The following is a 16,619-nucleotide window of genomic DNA, read 5'->3' as shown; positions in this document are numbered from 1 at the left end:
CGTCGCTTCCTATTCCGCCGCCTCGGCCTGCAGCCCGTGGGCCAGCGCCGAACATTCCGCCATCACCTTGGAGGCGCGGGCGATCGGATTGGTGAGGTAGAAATCGTCGATCCAGGGCTCGAACGGCGCGCTGTCGAGCGAGCCGCCCGCCCCGGCCAGCGCCTCGACCGCCTTGGCGTCGCTTTCCGCGATCTCGTCGACGAGCGCGAAATGCGGATGGGCGGCAACGAGCGCGGCGCGGAGCGCCACCAGCGTATCGAAGGGCAGCCTGGCGCCGAGTTCGGCGGACAGGGCGCGCAGGATCGCCCAGTCCTCGCGGGCCTCGCCCGGCGGGAAGGCGGCGCGGAGCCCAAGCTGGACCCGGCCCTCGGTGTTGACGTAAAGGCCCGATTTTTCCGTATAGGCGGCGCCAGGCAGAATGACGTCGGCGCGGTGGGCGCCGGCATCGCCGTGCGAGCCCATATAGACGACGAAGGCATTGCCGAGCGCCTGCATGTCGATCTCGTCGGCGCCCATCAGGAAGAGCACGTCGAGGTCACCCTTGCCGGCGGCGTCGACCATGCCGGCGGTGGTGAGGCCGCCCTCGCCCGGCACGAAGCCGACGTCGAGGCCGCCGACGGTGGCGGCTGCCGAATGCAGGACGTTGAAGCCGTTCCAGTCCTCGCGGATCGCGCCTCTTGCAACGGCGAACTTGGCGGCCAGCGACAGGATCGCCGCGCCGTCCGGCCGGTTGAGGGCGCCCTCGCCGACGATGACCATCGGCCGCTCGGCCTTGCCGTCATAGGACTTGTCGTCGAGGAGCGCCTGGATGCTCTCCGGCCCGGCGCCGCAATAGGTGACGGGATAGGTGAGATCTGCCTGTTCGCCGACGAGGCCGATTTCGATACCGCCCTGGAGGAAGCGCTTGCGGATACGCGCATTCAGCACCGGCGCCTCTTTGCGCGGGTTGGTGCCGATCAGCATGATCGCGTCGGCATCCTCGATGCCGGCGATCGAGCTGTTGAAGAGGTAGCTGGCGCGGCCGTTTTTCGGATCGAGCGGCGAATGGGCCGGGCGGCAGTCGGTGTTGGCGACGCCGAGGCCGGTCATCAGGCCCTTCAGCGCAAAGATCTCTTCCGCGCTTGCCAGTTCGCCGGAGATGGCGCCGATCTTCTTGGCGTCGGTTCCCTTCACCTTGGCGGCGATGGCGGCGAAGGCCTCCTGCCAGGAGGCGGGGGTCAGGCGGCCGTCCTTCTTGACGTAGGGCCGGTCGAGGCGCTGGGTGCGCAGCCCGTCCCAGATGAAGCGGGTCTTGTCGGAGATCCACTCCTCGTTCACCGCCTCGTTGAGACGGGGCAGGATGCGCATGACCTCGCGGCCGCGGGTGTCGACGCGGATGGCGCAGCCGACGCCGTCCATGACGTCGACCGACTCGGTCTTGACCAGTTCCCACGGCCTTGCATGGAAGGCGTAGGGTCGCGCGGTCAGCGCACCGACCGGGCACAGGTCGATGACGTTGCCCTGCATCTCGGAAGTCAGGGCGCGCTCAAGATAGGTGGTGATCTCGGCGTCCTCGCCGCGGCCGATCAGGCCGAGTTCGGAGACGCCGGCGATTTCCGTGGTGAAGCGGACGCAGCGCGTGCAGTGGATGCAGCGCGTCATGATCGTCTTGACCAGCGGGCCGATGTATTTGTCTTCCACGGCGCGCTTGTTCTCGTGGTAGCGCGAGCCGTCGACGCCGAAGGCCATCGCCTGGTCCTGCAGGTCGCATTCGCCGCCCTGGTCGCAGATCGGGCAGTCGAGCGGATGGTTGATGAGCAGGAATTCCATGACGCCGCGCCGCGCCTTCCGGGCGACGTCGGACTTGGTCCGGACCTCCGGCAGTTCGCCGTTCGGGCCGGGCCGGCAATCGCGCACCAGCCAGGAGCACGAGGCGACCGGCTTCGGCGCGCCCTTCAGCTCGACCAGGCACATCCGGCAGTTGCCGGCGACCGACAGGCGCTCGTGGAAGCAGAACCGCGGAATCTCGACGTCCGCGGCCTCGCACGCCTGCATCAGCGTGTAGTCCGCCGGGACCTCGATCTCGTTTCCGTCGACGATGATTTTTGGCATGTCTTCTATTCCGCCTTCTATCCCGTCTATTCCGCAGCGACCATCACCGAGCCCTCACGGGTGGCCCGGGCGGTGTATTCGTCGATCCGCGCCTCGATGACGTGCCGGAAATGGCGCACCAGGCCCTGAACCGGCCAGGCCGCGGCATCGCCGAGGGCGCAGATGGTGTGACCCTCGATCTGGGTCGACACCTCGATCAGCATGTCGATCTCGCGCTTTTCCGCCTCGCCGCGGACCATGCGCTCCATCACCCGCCACATCCAGCCGGTGCCCTCGCGGCACGGCGTGCACTGGCCGCAGCTCTCGTGCTTGTAGAAGTAGCTGAGCCGGGCAATCGCCTTGATGATGTCGGTGGACTTGTCCATGACGATCACCGCGGCGGTGCCGAGGCCCGACTTCACGGCCTTCAGCGAGTCGAAGTCCATGCCGAGGTCATCGCACATATTCGCGGGAACACAAGGCACCGACGAGCCGCCCGGAATGACGGCCAGCAGATTGTCCCAGCCGCCGCGCACGCCGCCGCAGTGCTTTTCAAGAAGCTCGCGCAGCGGGATGCCCATCTCCTCTTCCACCGTGCACGGCCGCTCCACGTGGCCGGAGATGCAAAAGAGCTTGGTGCCGGTGTTGCCGGGCTTGCCGAGGCCGGAGAACCAGTCGGCGCCACGGCGCAGGATCGTCGGCACGGCGGCGATCGATTCCACGTTGTTGACGGTGGTCGGGCAGCCATAGAGGCCGACGGCCGCCGGGAACGGCGGCTTCAGGCGCGGCTGGCCCTTCTTGCCTTCCAGGGATTCCAGCAGCGCCGATTCCTCGCCGCAGATATAGGCGCCGGCGCCGTGGTGGACGACGATGTCGAAGTCCCAGCCATGGACGTTGTTCTTGCCGATCAGCCCTGCGTCATAGGCCTGGTCGACCGCCGCCTGCAGGTTCTGGCGCTCGCGAATGAATTCGCCGCGCACATAGATGAAGGCGGTGTGGGCGTTCATGGCGAAACCGGCGATCAGGCAGCCCTCGACCAGATGGTGCGGGTCGTGGCGCATGATCTCCCGGTCCTTGCAGGTGCCGGGTTCCGATTCGTCGGCGTTGACGACCAGATAGCTTGGCCGCCCGTCCGATTCCTTGGGCATGAACGACCATTTCAGGCCGGTCGGGAAGCCGGCGCCGCCGCGGCCGCGCAGGCCCGAGGCCTTGACCTGGTCGATGATCCAGTCGCGCCCGCGGGCAACGATGTCCTTGGTGCCGCTCCACTGGCCACGCTTCTTGGCGCCCTCAAGGCCCCAGTCGTGGGCACCGTAGATGTTGGTGAAGATGCGGTCCTTGTCCTGCAGCATCGCGTTGCTCCACCCTATTCCTGGCTCGACGGCACGTCGCCGGCATCGACGCGCTTGGAAAATTCGGTCGCGCCGCCCGCGGCGAGGACGCCTGCCTGGCCGACCCAGTCTTCCCGCTCGATGCGGCCCGGGAATGCCAGGTAGGTGCCGACCCAGCGGATCTGCGCCTCGTCCCAGGCGGCGATCTGGTCGAAATGGAAGATGCCGAGGTCGCCCAGCTTTTGCTCGTTGACCTTGCCGATGCCGCGGATGCGCTTCAGGTCGTCGGCCTCGCCGCGCGGGGCTTCAAGACCCTCCGGCCGCGTGCCGACGGCGTTGGCCTTGTCCTCGTTGGAGGCGTCGGCCGGAAGCTTCGCCAGCGCGGCTTCCATCTCCGCCGCCTTGCCGTCTTCGGTCTTGCCGTCGGTGCCCTTGCCTTCGGCGGCGGTCTTCCCCGCGGTGCCCTTGCCTTCGGCGGCGGGCGGGGCCGGCGGCTCCGGCTTTTCCTCTTCGGCCTTCTTGGCCTCTGCGGCCGCTTTCGCCTTCTCGGCTTCCTTGGCCTTTTCCGCCTCTGCGGCCTTCTTGGCGCGGGTCTCTTCCCAGCGCACCGGGGCCGAGCCGTCATAGAGGGATGGTTCGGTCAGCGTCGTCGCGCCGCCTTCGGGGGCCGCGAACTGGCGCTCGACCTGCGGGCCCGGCGTCGGCGTCTCGCCGCGGTCGAAGGCGTCGAGGATCGCCTCGAAGCTTTCCGCGGTCAGGTCCTCATAGGTGTCGGCGCCGACCTGGACCATCGGGGCGTTGACGCAGGCGCCGAGGCACTCGACCTCTTCCCAGGAAAAGGCGCCGTCCGCCGACAGCTCATGGGCCCGTTCGGCGATGCGCGTGCGGCAGACGCGGAGGATGTCCTCGGAACCGCGCAGCATGCACGGCGTCGTGCCGCAGACCTGGATGTGGGCCTTGGACCCGACCGGGGCGAGCTGGAACTGGGTGTAGAAGGTGGCGACCTCAAGCACCCGGATCACCGGCATTTCGAGCCGTTTGGCGATCGCCTCGATGGCGGCGCGGGTGAGCCAGCCGTCCTGCTCCTGGGCCCGCATCAGAAGCGGGATGACGGCCGACTGCTTGCGGTCTTCCGGGTAGAGCGCGACGCGTTTTTCCGCCCACGCCTCGTTCTCGGGCGTAAACGCAAAACTCTCGGGCTGGTCGTTGTAGAGGCGTCGGACCGACATCGATGTTGTCCCTACTCCGTCGCGAAATAAGTCGTTGCTGGGTTCTTGGCGGTACCGGTCACCGGTCGACCTCCCCGAACACCACGTCGATGGAGCCGATGATGGCGGCGATGTCCGCCAGCATGTGGCCGCGGGAAAGGAAGTCCATGGCTGCCAGATGGGCAAAGCCCGGCGCGCGGATCTTGCAGCGATAGGGCTTGTTGGTGCCGTCGGAGACCAGATAGACGCCGAACTCGCCCTTCGGTGCCTCGACGGCCGCATAGGCCTCGCCTTCGGGCACCTTCACGCCCTCGGTATAGAGCTTGAAGTGGTGGATCAACGCTTCCATGGAGCGCTTCATCTCACCGCGCTTGGGCGGGGCGACCTTGCCGTCGGTGGTCGACACCGGGCCCTTGCCGCCGGCCGAGCCGAGCCGCTCCAGGCACTGCTTCATGATCTTCACCGACTCCCGCATCTCCAGCATGCGGATGACGTAGCGGTCATAGCAGTCGCCGTGCTTGCCGACGGGGATGTCGAACTCAAGCTGGTCGTAGCACTCATAGGGCTGCGCCTTGCGCAGGTCCCAGGCAACGCCGGCGGAGCGCATCATCACGCCGGAAAAGCCCCAGGACCAGCCCTCGTCGGCGGTGAAGGCGGCGATGTCGACGTTGCGCTGCTTGAAGATGCGGTTTTCCGTCAGCAGGCCTTCCAGGTCGTCCAGTGTCTTCAGGAACGGATCGAGGAATTCCCAGATATCGTCGAGAAGCTGCTGCGGCAGGTCCTGGTGGACGCCGCCGATGCGGAAATAGGCGGCGTGCAGGCGCGCCCCGCAGGCGCGCTCATAGAACGCCATCATCTTCTCGCGATCCTCGAATCCCCACAGCGGCGGCGTCAGCGCGCCGACGTCCATCGCCTGGGTGGTGATGTTGAGGACATGGGAGAGGAGCCGGCCCATTTCGGCATAGAGCACGCGGATGAGTTGGCCGCGGATCGGCACGGTGACGCCGAGCAGCTTTTCGGCGGCCAGGCAGAAGGCGTGCTCCTGGTTCATCGGCGCGACATAGTCGAGCCGGTCGAAATAGGGCACGGCCTGGTGATAGGTCTTGTGCTCGATGAGCTTTTCGGTGCCGCGGTGCAACAGGCCCACATGGGGGTCGGCGCGCGTTACGATCTCGCCGTCGAGCTCCAGCACCAGGCGCAAGACGCCGTGGGCCGCCGGATGCTGCGGGCCGAAATTGATGTTGAAGTTGCGGATCTGTGCCTCAGCCATACTCAGCGGCTCCGTTCAAACGCGCCTTCCGGGGCCGGGACACCCGGGAAGCCTTGGCTCCGGCCGTTGCCTTGCACCGGCCTGCCCCATGCCGATACCGCTTCATCATTGGTTTTCCTGCGCTTTCTCGTCGCCTGGCAATACGGGCGCATCGCCCTCCCACGGCGACAGGAAGTCGAAGCTGCGGAACTCCTGGGCGAGCCGGACCGGCTCATACACGACCCGCTTGGCCTCGTCGTCATAGCGGACCTCGACGAAGCCGGTGAGCGGGAAATCCTTGCGCAGCGGATGGCCGTCGAAACCGTAGTCGGTCAGGAGCCGGCGCAGGTCCGGATGGCCGGAAAAGAGCATGCCGTAGAGGTCGTAGGCCTCGCGCTCGAACCATTCGGCGCCCGGATAGACACCGGTCAGCGAGGGCACCGGCGAGGTGTCGTCGGTCTCGACCTTGAGGCGGATGCGGATGTTCTGCTTCGGCGACAGCAGGTGATAGACGACCTCGAAGCGCTTCTCGCGCTCCGGGTAGTCGACGCCACAGGCATCGACGAAACAGACGAACTGGCAGCGCGGATCGTCGCGCAGGAAGCGTGCGACGCTGTCGATCGAGGTGCGCGAGACCGTTGCCGTCAGCTCGCCGTGGCGAACGTGCCAGCTCTCGATCGCCTCGCCCTGCGAAAGCTCCAGATAGGCGCCGATTTCCTCAAGGGTTTCGTCCATGTCCTGGCCGTCCGTCCCTAGCGTTCAATGGTTCCGGTGCGCCGGATCTTCTTTTGCAGAAGCATGACGCCGTAAAGCAGCGCCTCGGCCGTCGGCGGGCAGCCGGGCACGTAGATGTCGACCGGCAAGACCCGGTCGCAGCCGCGCACGACCGAATAGGAATAGTGATAGTAGCCGCCGCCATTGGCGCAGGAGCCCATGGAGATGACGTAGCGCGGCTCCGGCATCTGGTCGTAGACCTTGCGGATCGCGGGCGCCATCTTGTTGGTCAGCGTGCCGGCGACGATCATCACGTCCGACTGGCGCGGGCTCGCCCGCGGCGCAAAGCCGAAGCGCTCGCCGTCATAGCGCGGCATGGACATCTGCATCATCTCGATGGCGCAGCAGGCCAGGCCGAAGGTCATCCACATCAGCGAGCCGGTGCGCGCCCACTGGATGAGGTTGTCGGTGGCGGTGACGACGAAGCCCTTGTCAGCCAGCTCGTCATTGATGCCGATGAAGGTCGGATCGTCGGCGCCGATGGGCTTGCCGGTGCGCGGGTCGATGATTCCCTTCGGCTGGGGCGCCATCACCGTGCCGGAAGTCGGGGTCAATCCCATTCAAGTGCCCCTTTTCGCCATTCGTAGATGAAGCCGATCGTCAGAACGGCCAGGAACGTCATCATCGACCAGAAGCCGAGCCAGCCGACCTCCTTGAAGGCGGCGGCCCAGGGAAACAGGAACGCGACCTCAAGATCGAAGATGATGAAGAGGATGGAGACGAGGTAGAAGCGGACATCGAATTTCATGCGCGCGTCGTCGAACGCCTCGAAGCCGCATTCATACGCCGACAGCTTTTCCGAATCGGGTTGCTTGTAGGCAATCAGGAACGGCGCCACCAACAGAGCCAGCCCGATAAACGCCGAAATACCGATAAACACGATAATCGGCACGTAATCCTTCAAGAGCTCTTCCATCGTATCGCGGCCCTCGCGCAATGCCTGTCGCTCGAACCGTCTGACCGCCTGGGATTTCAGCGGCACGTGAGCCGGGCATTTCTGAACTGACGACTTCCCGGGGCGGGCGCCGGCGGTGCGACATTTGCGTCGCGACCACCCGGCACGCTTAACCCACCGACCCACGCGAAGCAAGTCCATGGCTGTCCCGTATGCTTAAGTTTAGACATTTTGATACGGCGCCCTTTGACTTTGATCAGTGTGCGATGCCGCAAAGGGCGTCAAGCCGCCGTCGCGCCGCACCCACTGGCCCTTCGCGCGGACCCCGGATTGCCGGATTTCCGGGCGATTCGCTCCGTAGGAATGGTGGCAAGATTCGTGCGCAGAAATTTGTGGCTTTTCCGACAGGCGCGGTTCGGGAGGGTTCCGGCGGCGCCTCGGCGGATCGTTCGCAGAATGGCGGCTGGCCCTCGCGCGGCCCTGGAGTCGGCGTGCCGCCCCGCGCCAGGGTCACCAGATCCGATGAATGCATTCCCGACGCCGCCGGCGTCGCAAGGCCGAACGGCCGCCGGCGCGCCGCCCCCGCGGAGCCAGCGAACGAAGTGAGCTTGGCGTGAGCGACAAAAGACACTCGCAAGGCCGAACGGCCGCCGGCGCCGATGCGCCACCCCGTCGGAGCCGTGCGCGCAGCGAACTGGCGTGAGACAAAAAATGGTGGGCGGTGAGAGACTCGAACTCCCGACATCTTCGGTGTAAACGAAGCGCTCTACCAACTGAGCTAACCGCCCGGGAACCCGCGAAAAGCCCACGGGCCGGCTCCGATTTAGGCGGTTCGGCCGGGCAATGCAAGCAGTGCGTCCCGGCGCCGGACCCGACCCGCAAAGGTCGCGTCACCTGGGCGTTTCCCCATCGTCAAACGCCTGTCATGTTTTTGCCTTGCGGAGTGGCTTGACTTGCCCGCGCGGCTGCCGTAAGTCGTCGTCCACCTCGCGACGACGCGACGTTTCGGGGGTGTAGCTCAGTTGGTTAGAGCGCTGGCCTGTCACGCCAGAGGTCGCGGGTTCGAGTCCCGTCACTCCCGCCATTTTCTCACTTCACGCTGTCGCCCTTCGGGCTTCGCTCCAGTCGGGGCCTCGCATTGGCTCGGGCGGCTCTTCGCCTTGCGACGCCGCTGGCGTCGTTGTTTTCGCTCACGGTGGATTCGCTTCGCTCATCGCCTCCGCGGGGGGTGGCGCATCAGCGCCGGCGGCCGTTCGACCTTGCGACGCCGAGGGCGTCGAGGAGCCGCGACGCTGCCAAATTCACAATCGTCATCCCGGCCGGAGCGTGGCGGAGAGCCGGGACCCATTGCCCGTCTCAAAGCAGTAGCCCGCGGCGAATCTCGCAAGGGCCTTGCCTCACGCAACGAACGAAACCCCTTGGGTAGCGACATACCGTGCAGATGCGGGCAATAGGCCCCGGGTCACGCCTGGGGTGACGACTGAGTGTTTCACTACGTCGGTGCTCAGGCCGCGCGTTCTGACGTTCCGGCACGGTTTTCCGAACGAAACGCGTCGCGCAGAGTGTGCCCTGCCCTCACCCGCGCCTTAACGCAGAAGGCGGTGCTCCATAGCGCTGGGTGTGGGCCGCCGCAAAGTGGGCGGAGTTGGAAAACCCCGCGGCGAGTGCGATTTCCGACAGCGCCAAGGGCGAGTTGCGGATGAGGTTGCGGGCCTTTTCCAGTCGGAGGTCGCGGTAGAAGCCCATGGTCGTTGCGCCCAAGTGCTCGCGGAACAGCCGGTTGAGCTGGCGCGGGCCGAGGCCTGCAAAATCGGCAAGCTGGTCCAGCCGCAGTGGATCGGCGATGTGGCTTTCCATCATGGTAATGGCGTCGAGGACAGCAGCGTTCGTCGTCCCCCAGCGCTCGATGAGGCCCGCCCGCTGCGGCCCGGCGGAGGGGCGCACGTCAGTGTGGAGGAACCAGTCGGCGACGGTGCGCGCGAAAGCCGGGCCGTGGTGTCCGGCGATGATCGCATGCATCAGGTCGATGGGCGCGGTGCCGCCCGCGCAGGTGATACGGTCGCGGTCGACCACGTAGAGGCTTTTCTCAATAAGGAGATATGGCAGGATCGCCTGCAGGCCGGCCATATACTCCCAGTGTACCGTCATCCGCCGCGCTGCCATCAACCCGGCACGGGCCAGAATCACCGGGCCGCCGGAGACCCCGCCGAGGGTGACGCCCGTCCGCGCGATGCGACGCAAGCGGCTGAAGAGGCGCGGATCGGAGACCGCGAACGGATCGCCGCCGGCGACCACCATGAAAAGGTCGGCCGCCGGCGCTTCGTCGATGCTGGCGATGACAGGCACACATGCGCCGCCGGAGCTCTCGACGTCCTCTCCCGACAGGCTGAGGCAGCGCACCTCGTAAAGGGTCCTGCCCGCGAGCAGATTCGCGGCCCGCATCGGCTCGGTGAGTGCGGCGAACGACATCAGCGCGAAATCGTCGATGACGAGGACAGCGACGCGATAGGGCGGCGTTTCGGGAGCGATGTCCATTTCCCGATTTTTTATGACTGTTTTTCGAAAGTCAATCGCGCGAACCGCCCCTATCCTTTGCTCCGAACAATCCTCGGCGGGACAGCATGACCTATTCGGCCTGGCGCATTTTTTCCGAAGGGCTTACCGGCAACAGGGGCTGGAAGCCGGCCTGGCGCGATCCGGAGCCGAAATCCGACTACGAGGTTGTCATCGTCGGCGCCGGCGGCCACGGCCTTGCCGCCGCCTTCTATCTCGCCAAGGAATTCGGCATCACGGATGTGGCCGTCCTGGAAAAAGGCTGGCTCGGCTCCGGCAATATCGGCCGCAACACGACCATCATCCGCTCCAACTACCTGCTGCCCGGCAACGAGCCCTTCTACGAGTTCTCCATGAAGCTCTGGGAGCGTCTGGAGGCGGACACCAACTACAATTCGATGGTCTCCCAGCGGGGCATCATCAACCTCTTCCACACCGACGGGGGCCGCGACGCGGCCCGCCGGCGCGGCAACGCCATGCTGCTCGCCGGCGCCGACGCCGTGCTGCTCGACCGGGAAGGCGTCCGGGCACAATACCCGTTCCTCGATTTCGACAATGCCCGCTTCCCGATCCGCGGCGGGCTCTACCAGCCCCGCGCCGGCACCGCCCGCCACGACGCCGTTGCCTGGGGCTATGCTCGCGGCGCCGACCGGCGCGGTGTCGACATTATTCAGAATTGCGAAGCGACGGGGTTCCGGATCGAGGCCGGTCGCTGCACCGGGGTGGAGACGACGCGCGGCACCATTGGCGCGAAAAAGGTCGCGGTCTGCGTCGCCGGTTCTTCAAGCCGGGTGATGGCGATGGCCGGGCTCCGGCTTCCCATCGAAAGCCACGTGCTGCAGGCCTTCGTCTCGGAGGGCCTGAAACCGGTCATTCCGGGCGTCATCACCTATGGCGCCGGGCATTTCTATATCAGCCAGTCGGACAAGGGCGGCCTCGTCTTCGGCGGCGACATCGACGGCTACAATTCCTATGCCCAGCGGGGCAATCTGCCGATGGTGGGAGACGTCTGCGAGGGCGGGATGGCGCTCATGCCGATGATCGGCCGGGCGAAGCTCTTGAGGATGTGGGGCGGCGTCATGGATATGTCGATGGACGGCTCGCCGATCATCGATGCCACGCCCGTCGATGGCCTCTATTTCAACGGCGGCTGGTGCTATGGCGGCTTTAAGGCGACGCCGGCAAGCGGCTGGTGCACCGCCCATCTCCTTGCCCGGGACGAGCCGCACGAGACGGCCGCCGCCTACCGCCTCGACCGGTTCCGCACCGGCCGGCTCATCGACGAGACCGGCGCCGGCGCCCAGCCGAACCGGCACTGAGGGGGACTTTTTGATGATCATCCCGCACCCCCTCCTCGGGCCCCGCGACGCCAGCGAATTCGTCTATCTCGGCGATGCCTCGCTGATCGACCGGCCTGATCCGGACGCCGGCATCGAGGCGTTTCACGACTATGTCTATCAGCGCGACAACCCGGCCGGGGAACACAAGGAACTCTGGTTCCACGAGCACGGCGACCGCTCCTGGCTGGTCGTCACCCGCAACACTCTGACTCATGAGATTTTGAGCGTGGAGTTCGCTAAGGACGTTGCACGAAGCCGGGGGCGCAGCCGATGACCAAGCGCCTTTCGGGCGGCCTGATCGACCGCTCGACACCCCTTTCGTTTTCCTTCAACGGCCGCACGATGCAGGGTTTTGCCGGCGACACGTTCGCCTCGGCGCTGCTTGCCAACGGCCAGCGGCTCGTCGCCCGCTCCTTCAAATACCACCGGCCGCGCGGGATCTTTTCGGCCGGTTCCGAAGAGCCCAACGCGCTGATGACCATCGGCTCCGGGGCGTTCCAGGAGCCGAACGTCCGGGCGACCGTCGCGAAACTCTATGACGGGCTCGAAGCGAAGAGCCAGAACCACCGGGGGCCCCTCGCCTTCGACCTGATGGCCGTGACGGACCTCTTGTCGCCGTTCCTCTCCGCCGGCTTCTACTACAAGACCTTCATGTGGCCGGCGAGCTTCTGGGAAAAACTCTACGAGCCGGTGATCCGGGAATCGGCGGGCCTCGGCGAACTGGCGACGACGCCGGACCCCGCCACCTACGACAAGGGGTTTTTGCACGCGGACGTGCTGGTCATCGGCGCCGGTCCGGCGGGGCTTTCCGCAGCGCTCGCCGCAGGACGCGCCGGCGCGCGGGTGATTCTTTGCGACGAGGATTTCGTTGCCGGCGGTCGGCTCAATGCCGAGACCCATGAGGTCGACGGCATGCCGGGGTCGGATTGGGCCGCGGCCGCGATGCGCGAACTCTCCGAACTGCCGAATGTCCGCATTCTGACCCGAACGACGGTCTTCGGCGCCTTCGACCACGGCATCTACGGTGCCCTCACCCGCAACACCAATCACCTCGGCCCCGGCGCCGACGGCCCGCGCCAGACGCTCTGGCGCATTTACGCAAAACGCTCCGTGCTCGCCGCCGGTGCCACGGAACGGCCCATCGCTTTTGCCGGCAACGACCGGCCGGGCGTCATGCTTGCTGGGGCCGTCAGAACCTACGCCAACCGCTTCGCCGTTGCGCCCGGCCCCCGCACGGCCGTCTTCACCAACAATGACGACGGCTGGCGAACGGCGTGCGATCTTTCTGCCAAGGGCGTCGAGGTCACCGCCCTCATCGACAGCCGGACCGATATTGCCCATCTGGCGGCTCCGGAGGGCATCCCGCTCTTTGCCGGTACGCGCGTCACCGGTACCTCCGGCAGGCTCGGGCTCAGCTCCGTCGCGCTTTCCTCCGGCGAACGCATTTCCGCCGATTGCCTCGCCGTTTCCGGCGGCTGGAACCCGAACGTCCATCTTACTTGCCACCAGCGTGGCCGACCGCTCTGGAACGACGCTCTTGCCGCCTTCCTGCCCGGCGCCGACCTGCCGCCGGGGATGACTGTTGCCGGGGCTGCCAATGGGTTTCTTACGCTTGGCGCCGCGCTGTCTTCGGGCAGGCGCGCCGGCGAGACCGCGGCCTCGGACCTCGGTTTTGCGCCTGTCGCCGTGCCTGCGCCGAAGGCCGACGACGAACCCTCTTCCGTCTCGCCGCTCTGGCATGTGACTGAGGGGAAAGGAAAAGCCTTCGTCGATCTGCAGAACGACGTGGCGGTGAAAGACGTGAAACTCGCCCACCGCGAGGGCTATCGCTCCGTGGAGCACCTGAAGCGTTACACGACGCTCGGCATGGCGACCGATCAGGGCAAGACCGCCAACGTCCTCGGCCTGGCCATCCTTGCCGAATGTGCGGGAAAGACGATCCCGGAGACCGGCACGACCATCTTCCGCCCACCCTACACGCCGGTGCCGATCGGCGCCTTTGCCGGCGCCTCGCGCGGCCCCGCGTTCAGGCCGGTGCGCAAGACGCCGTCGCACCGCTGGGCGGAGGCGCACGGCGCCTCGTTCGTCGAGGTCGGTCCGTGGCTGCGGGTGGAGTGGTTCGCGCTGCCGGAAGAGACCCACTGGCGCCAGAGCGTCGACCGTGAGGTCGCAGCGGTGCGCAGCTCGGTCGGCATTTGCGACGTCACCACCCTCGGCAAGATCGACATCCAGGGCCGCGATGCGGGAACGTTTCTCGATCGCGTCTATGCGAACACCTTCTCGACCCTTGCCGTCGGCAAGGTCCGCTACGGCCTGATGCTGCGCGAGGATGGGTTCGCCTTAGACGACTCCACCACGGCCCGGCTCGGCGAGACGCACTACGTCATGACCGCCTCGACGGCGAACGCCGTTGCCGTGTTCAGGCACCTGGAATTCTGCCGCCAGTGTCTGTGGACGGATCTCGACGTCCATCTCATCTCCACCACCGACGGCTGGGCGCAGTTCGCGGTTGCCGGCCCGAACGCACGAAAGCTGCTCACAAAAATCGTCGACCCGGAGTTCGACATCTCGAACGAGGCCTTCCCGTTCATGGCCTGCGGTGAGATCACCGTCTGCGGCGGCTTGGACGCGCGCCTCTTCCGGATATCCTTTTCCGGCGAACTGGCCTTCGAGGTCGCCGTGCCGTCGCGCTACGGAAACTCGCTGTTCGGCACACTGATCGAGGCCGGACGGGAGTTCGGTGCGGTGCCCTATGGCACGGAAGCGCTCGGCGTCATGCGGGTGGAAAAAGGCCACGCGGTCGGCGCTGAAATTAACGGCCAGACGACGGCGCGCGATCTCGGCCTCGCCCGGATGGTGTCGGCGAAGAAGGACTGCATCGGCAAGGTGCTCGCCGACCGGGAGCACCTCGTGGAGCCGGACCGGCCGCAGCTAATGGGGTTCAAACCCGTCGACAAGGGCGCGAGCGTCGTCGCCGGCGCGCACTTTCTAAAGGCGGGCGCGGAGCCGACGATGGACAACGATGAGGGCTGGATGAGTTCGGTCTGCTATTCGCCGACGCTCGGGCATTCGATCGGCCTCGGCTTCATTGCCGGCGGCTCGAAGCGGCTCGGCGAGACCGTGCGTGCCGTCGACCTCCTCGGCGGCTCGGACGTTGCGGTCGAGATCGTCTCGCCCCATTTCGTCGATCCGGAAGGAGGACGTCTTCGTGGCTGATTTTTCTCTCCAGGCCGAGCCCTTCCTCGGCGGATACGACGAAGGATTCGACAGCGTTCGCCTGACGGAGGTCACCGACCTTTCCGTCGTCTCCCTCGTCCCGCCGCTCGGGCAGGAGGCGGCGCTCGCCAAAGCTTTGCAGACGGCCTACGGCGCCGCTTGGCCGGCGCCAGGAAAGACGACGACGAGCGCGGACGGCGACACGCGGTTCCTCGGCCTCGCCACAGATCAGGCCTTTGCGCTCTTTCCCCGGCCCTGCGGTCTCTCGGTCCGCCCCCTTGCGGGAAAGCTCGGTGATGCCGCCTATCTCACCGAGCAGTCGGACAACTGGGTGATCTTGCGGCTGGAAGGCGCGCGCACGGTTTCCGTGCTGGAACGCTTGATCCCGCTGGACCTCAATGCGGACGCCTTTCCCGACGGCGCGGTCGCCCGAACGCTCATGGAGCACCTCGGCGTCCTGTTGCTGCGCGAGGCGGCGGACCGGTTCCTGTTGCTGTCGGCCAGTTCATCGGCCGGCTCGTTCCTGTATGCGTTGGAAACGGCCATCGGCAATGTGGTGGCGCTGGAAGGGTAACCAACGGCGTCTTGTCGGGGCCGCCTTGGCCTGCAGTCGGTTTCGGAACGACCTGCTGGCGCTGTGCCCGCAGCCCTGGCAAGAAGCGTCATTGCGAGGAGGCCGAAAGGCCGACGCGGCAATCCAGACAGCCTTTCGACAATTGCCTTCTTATCAGTAACTTAGACCATCTTTGGCGATCGATCTGGGCGTCATATGCTGCACCAATATCTGCATGTCGCATGCAAACATTGGTGCAGCAAATCGGAATGCAGGCCCTCTCCTAAAGCACCGACTCGAACAACGCCCGCGTGTTCTCCGGCGTCATGGCGACCGGGTTTCCGCCGACGCTGGGGTCTTTCAGCGCCTCCGCCGTCAGCCGGTCGAGGTCCGGGTTTTCGACGCCGAGGCCGGCAAGGCTCGTCGGGATGCCCAGCGTCGCGTTGAGCTCGCCGACATAGGCGTAGAAGCCCTCGAAGCCGCCGTCGATGCCGAGATAGGCGGCAAGGCGGCCGATGCGGTCCTCGATGGCCGGGCGGTTCATCTTCAGGACCGGCTGCAGGAACAACGCATTGGTGGTGCCGTGGTGGGTGTGGTGGACGGCGCCGATCGGGTGGGAGACGGCGTGGACCGCCCCGAGGCCCTTCTGGAAGGCCGTCGCGCCCATCATCGCAGCGCTCATCATGTGGGCGCGGGCTTCGAGGTCGGACCCGTCGCGATAGACCTTCAAAAGGTTCTCCTTGACGAGGCGCATGCCCTCCAGCGCGATGCCCTGGGACATCGGGTGGTAGTGGGGCGAGGAATAGGCCTCCAGGCAATGGGCGAAGGCGTCCATGCCGGTGCCGGCGGTGATCGCCGGCGGCATGCCGACGGTCAATTCCGGATCGCAGATGACGATGGCCGGCAGCACCTTCGGGTGGAAGATGATCTTCTTGACGCCGGTCTCTGAATTGGTGAGCACCCCTGCCCGGCCGACTTCGGAGCCTGTGCCGGCCGTCGTCGGCACGGCGATGATCGGCGCGATTGCCGAGGCGTCGGCGCGGGTCCACCAGTCACCGATGTCCTCCAGGTCCCAGACCGAGACCGTCTGGCGGGCCATCAGGGCGACGAGCTTGCCGAGGTCGAGGCCGGAGCCGCCGCCGAAGGCGATCACGCCATCATGTCCCCCGACCTTGAAGGCCTCGATGCCGGCCGCAAGGTTCTTCTCGTTCGGGTTGGGGTCGACGTCGGCAAAGAGGCCGCGGCCTAGCCCGGCCGCCTCCATCAGGTCGAGCGCGGCCGTGGTGATCGGCAGGGAGGCAAGGCCCTTGTCGGTGACGAGCAGCGGCTTTGCGATGCCTGTCGCCTTGCAGGCCTCAGTCAGTTCGGCGATCCGTCCGGCGCCGAAGCGGATGGCGGTCGGATAGCTCCAGTTGGCAGTGGGGGTCATG

13 protein-coding genes and 2 tRNA genes are annotated in these 16,619 nt (G+C 66.3%); 5 read left to right on the top strand and 10 right to left on the bottom strand.

Annotation, left to right across the window (positions count from 1 at the left end; genetic code table 11):
- Positions 1-9: 9 nt before the first annotated feature.
- The 8 genes from nuoG to M2319_RS18135 all read right to left on the bottom strand — a co-directional run bounded on the left by nuoG (position 10) and on the right by M2319_RS18135 (position 8,315).
- A complete protein-coding gene (gene nuoG / locus M2319_RS18170) occupies positions 10-2,091 on the bottom strand; it encodes an NADH-quinone oxidoreductase subunit NuoG (protein ID WP_264602880.1) in 2,082 nt (693 codons plus the stop codon).
- A gap of 26 nt (positions 2,092-2,117) precedes the next feature.
- Positions 2,118-3,422 carry an NADH-quinone oxidoreductase subunit NuoF gene (gene nuoF / locus M2319_RS18165; RefSeq protein ID WP_264602879.1) on the bottom strand — a complete coding sequence of 435 codons (1,305 nt, stop codon included), beginning with the start codon at positions 3,420-3,422 and terminating at the stop codon, positions 2,118-2,120.
- A gap of 14 nt (positions 3,423-3,436) precedes the next feature.
- Positions 3,437-4,630 (bottom strand): NADH-quinone oxidoreductase subunit NuoE, encoded by a 1,194-nt coding sequence (gene nuoE, locus M2319_RS18160; protein ID WP_264602878.1) that lies wholly within the window; start codon positions 4,628-4,630, stop codon positions 3,437-3,439.
- Between the two features lie 58 nt (positions 4,631-4,688).
- Positions 4,689-5,879: an NADH-quinone oxidoreductase subunit D gene (locus M2319_RS18155; protein WP_264602877.1), complete on the bottom strand. Its 1,191-nt coding sequence runs from the start codon at positions 5,877-5,879 to the stop codon at positions 4,689-4,691.
- Positions 5,880-5,984: 105 nt separating this feature from the next.
- Positions 5,985-6,593, bottom strand: a complete 609-nt coding sequence (locus M2319_RS18150) for an NADH-quinone oxidoreductase subunit C (RefSeq protein WP_264602876.1) — start codon at positions 6,591-6,593, stop codon at positions 5,985-5,987.
- A gap of 17 nt (positions 6,594-6,610) precedes the next feature.
- Positions 6,611-7,192 (bottom strand): NuoB/complex I 20 kDa subunit family protein, encoded by a 582-nt coding sequence (locus M2319_RS18145; RefSeq protein WP_264602875.1) that lies wholly within the window; start codon positions 7,190-7,192, stop codon positions 6,611-6,613.
- Positions 7,183-7,548, bottom strand: coding sequence for an NADH-quinone oxidoreductase subunit A (locus tag M2319_RS18140; protein ID WP_264602900.1), 366 nt, complete (start codon positions 7,546-7,548; stop codon positions 7,183-7,185). Before M2319_RS18140 ends, M2319_RS18145 begins: the two co-directional genes overlap by 10 nt.
- 691 nt (positions 7,549-8,239) lie before the next feature.
- Positions 8,240-8,315: transfer RNA gene (locus M2319_RS18135), tRNA-Val, on the bottom strand.
- Between the two features lie 219 nt (positions 8,316-8,534).
- Between M2319_RS18135 and M2319_RS18130 the strand changes: the two genes are divergently transcribed.
- Positions 8,535-8,611: transfer RNA gene (locus tag M2319_RS18130), tRNA-Asp, on the top strand.
- A 491-nt stretch (positions 8,612-9,102) separates the two neighbouring features.
- Here M2319_RS18130 and M2319_RS18125 read toward each other — a convergent pair.
- Positions 9,103-10,062, bottom strand: coding sequence for a GlxA family transcriptional regulator (locus M2319_RS18125; RefSeq protein ID WP_264602874.1), 960 nt, complete (start codon positions 10,060-10,062; stop codon positions 9,103-9,105).
- 86 nt (positions 10,063-10,148) lie between these two features.
- On the opposite strand from M2319_RS18125, the gene M2319_RS18120 reads away from it, so the two are divergent.
- The 4 genes from M2319_RS18120 to M2319_RS18105 are packed head-to-tail and all read left to right on the top strand — an operon-like array spanning position 10,149 to position 15,210.
- Entirely contained in the window at positions 10,149-11,399 is a 1,251-nt protein-coding gene (locus M2319_RS18120) for a sarcosine oxidase subunit beta family protein (protein WP_264602873.1), read from the top strand.
- Between the two features lie 13 nt (positions 11,400-11,412).
- Positions 11,413-11,694 carry a sarcosine oxidase subunit delta gene (locus M2319_RS18115; RefSeq protein ID WP_264602872.1) on the top strand — a complete coding sequence of 94 codons (282 nt, stop codon included), beginning with the start codon at positions 11,413-11,415 and terminating at the stop codon, positions 11,692-11,694.
- Positions 11,691-14,636 carry a sarcosine oxidase subunit alpha family protein gene (locus tag M2319_RS18110; protein ID WP_264602871.1) on the top strand — a complete coding sequence of 982 codons (2,946 nt, stop codon included), beginning with the start codon at positions 11,691-11,693 and terminating at the stop codon, positions 14,634-14,636. The genes M2319_RS18115 and M2319_RS18110 overlap by 4 nt, the downstream gene beginning before the upstream one ends.
- Positions 14,629-15,210, top strand: a complete 582-nt coding sequence (locus M2319_RS18105) for a sarcosine oxidase subunit gamma (protein WP_264602870.1) — start codon at positions 14,629-14,631, stop codon at positions 15,208-15,210. Before M2319_RS18110 ends, M2319_RS18105 begins: the two co-directional genes overlap by 8 nt.
- 262 nt (positions 15,211-15,472) lie before the next feature.
- On the opposite strand, the gene M2319_RS18100 is transcribed toward M2319_RS18105, so the two are convergent.
- Complete coding sequence (locus tag M2319_RS18100) at positions 15,473-16,618, bottom strand: iron-containing alcohol dehydrogenase (RefSeq protein WP_264602869.1); 1,146 nt, start codon at positions 16,616-16,618, stop codon at positions 15,473-15,475.
- Between the last annotated feature and the right edge of the window lies 1 nt (position 16,619).

This window comes from Rhodobium gokarnense (genome assembly GCF_025961475.1).
GTDB lineage: Bacteria > Pseudomonadota > Alphaproteobacteria > Rhizobiales > Rhodobiaceae > Rhodobium > Rhodobium gokarnense.
This window is presented reverse-complemented; position numbering and strand designations above follow the sequence as displayed.

What these genes read in the sequence shown, in the direction of transcription:
- M2319_RS18150 (WP_264602876.1), bottom strand. Translation starts at nt 6,593, where the DNA reads ATGGACGAAACCCTTGAGGAAATCGGCGCCTATCTGGAGCTTTCGCAG.
- M2319_RS18125 (WP_264602874.1), bottom strand. Translation starts at nt 10,062, where the DNA reads ATGGACATCGCTCCCGAAACGCCGCCCTATCGCGTCGCTGTCCTCGTC.
- M2319_RS18155 (WP_264602877.1), bottom strand. Translation starts at nt 5,879, where the DNA reads ATGGCTGAGGCACAGATCCGCAACTTCAACATCAATTTCGGCCCGCAG.
- M2319_RS18115 (WP_264602872.1), top strand. Translation starts at nt 11,413, where the DNA reads ATGATCATCCCGCACCCCCTCCTCGGGCCCCGCGACGCCAGCGAATTC.
- nuoF (WP_264602879.1), bottom strand. Translation starts at nt 3,422, where the DNA reads ATGCTGCAGGACAAGGACCGCATCTTCACCAACATCTACGGTGCCCAC.
- nuoE (WP_264602878.1), bottom strand. Translation starts at nt 4,630, where the DNA reads ATGTCGGTCCGACGCCTCTACAACGACCAGCCCGAGAGTTTTGCGTTT.
- nuoG (WP_264602880.1), bottom strand. Translation starts at nt 2,091, where the DNA reads ATGCCAAAAATCATCGTCGACGGAAACGAGATCGAGGTCCCGGCGGAC.
- M2319_RS18110 (WP_264602871.1), top strand. Translation starts at nt 11,691, where the DNA reads ATGACCAAGCGCCTTTCGGGCGGCCTGATCGACCGCTCGACACCCCTT.
- M2319_RS18140 (WP_264602900.1), bottom strand. Translation starts at nt 7,548, where the DNA reads ATGGAAGAGCTCTTGAAGGATTACGTGCCGATTATCGTGTTTATCGGT.
- M2319_RS18120 (WP_264602873.1), top strand. Translation starts at nt 10,149, where the DNA reads ATGACCTATTCGGCCTGGCGCATTTTTTCCGAAGGGCTTACCGGCAAC.
- M2319_RS18100 (WP_264602869.1), bottom strand. Translation starts at nt 16,618, where the DNA reads ATGACCCCCACTGCCAACTGGAGCTATCCGACCGCCATCCGCTTCGGC.
- M2319_RS18145 (WP_264602875.1), bottom strand. Translation starts at nt 7,192, where the DNA reads ATGGGATTGACCCCGACTTCCGGCACGGTGATGGCGCCCCAGCCGAAG.